The organism is Paraburkholderia strydomiana (genome assembly GCF_031456815.1).
Lineage (GTDB): Bacteria > Pseudomonadota > Gammaproteobacteria > Burkholderiales > Burkholderiaceae > Paraburkholderia > Paraburkholderia caledonica.
Map to the genome: position 1 here is coordinate 1 of NZ_JAVDVL010000042.1, position 1513 is coordinate 1513.

A 1513-nucleotide genomic window follows, 5' to 3' on the forward strand; every position below is an offset into this window, starting at 1 on the left:
GCGCGACGACACCCAGCTCGCCGCCCTGCCATTGCGTCATGACGCGTACCCAGATCGAACTCGCGCCGTCGAGATTCGCCCGCCGGTCCCAGTCGAACTGGATGCGCAGCCGGTTCCGGTGGTCGATGAACATTTCCTTGTCCTGCGGCGCGACCACCACCGCATATTCATAGCCGTCGATGCGTGGCCTGGGCGTGATCTGCGGCAACCGGAAATACTCGTTCGCCGGTTGCAGTTCGAACTCCGTATTGACGGTGTATTGACGCCATGCGCCCGATGACGTGCCGACTTCGGTGATGTCCAGATCACAGCGCAGCACGATGTATTCGCAGTTCGCGCGCTCCTGCGGATAGCCCGCAAGCGTGAACGTGCGGCCCGGCTGAAGGGCCTGGAGATGCCCCCGGCCGGTTGCGCGCAACCCCTGGCAGCGCCGCGCTTCGAGCTTGACCCGCGCAAGGTACTGGCCTTCGACCTGCTCGTCGTTCGGATGGGCAGACGTGCGCCGCGTCTCGGGCTGGGCAAACTCAGCGGGCTCGTACAGCTCGATGCGCTGGCTCGCGGTACCGCGCGCGTCCTCGAATGACTCGCGGTTCGGCACCAGACTTTTTGCCAGCCGCGGCTGTGCGTAGTTATGGTCGTTGACCGTCGCCTTGCCCGGTGTCAGCGTGTAGGCGATCGACAGTTCACTGATGTGTTCCTCGTCAATGCGGCCGCCGGTGTGATAGCGAAGCGTTTCATAGGCCAGGCCATGCGGACGGAAACCACCCAGCAGGTCGGAGATGACGAGCGAATGATAGTTGTTCCGGTGTTCCCACCAGTAGAAGAGTCCGAACTCTTCCATTAAACGGGACACAAATTGCCAGTCCGACTCCCACGCCTGCCGGAGCATGTCGCGCGCGGGATAAGCCCTGACCCTGCCGGGCCACATTCCGCCAATGCGCCACTCGACGGTGCCCTCGTAGGGCTGCAGCACCTGTTCAAGCACCTCGATGACGGTACCGTGGAAGATGCGCGAATCGCAGTTCAGCGTCGCGCGCCACACGAACGGGCGCAGCACGAATTCGAAAACCGCCGCGCGATCCTCAACGCAGCGGATGCGCGCTGAAACGATTTCGCCATTGATATGGCGGGTGTCGGCACCGACGTTCACGCGCCCGGTATCGCCTGTAGCGCCGGCGCGGAAAGTGCCGATGCCCGCAACCTGGATCGCGACGGTGCCCGAGGTGCCGACGATCTTCGCCAGGTCGAGCTGCGCGGCACTCGCCGGGTCCTGCAGGAAGTCCGGGTTTTCGACCTCGGTTTCCACGACGTATTCGAACAGCTCGCCCACCGCCTCGCGTCCGCGCAGACTGCGGACCGTCAGCATCGGCTCACGGGTTTCGATGCATTTCCGGCTGCGGTAATCGACGCCGATGATTTCGGGAAGCGCGGCACCGCTGAACGTGAGGGTGCGCGTTTGCGTCGTCCACCGGGTCATGCTTGCCTCGCGTCAGCGGGTCGGGGAACAGTGGGA

General features: G+C 64.0%; 1 protein-coding gene. It reads right to left on the reverse strand.

The annotated features are described in order from the left end of the window. Positions 1 to 1477 (reverse strand): type VI secretion system Vgr family protein (locus J2W46_RS34265; protein WP_310360455.1); only part of this gene is annotated, 1477 nt, incomplete at its 3' end. Between the last annotated feature and the right edge of the window lie 36 nt (positions 1478 to 1513).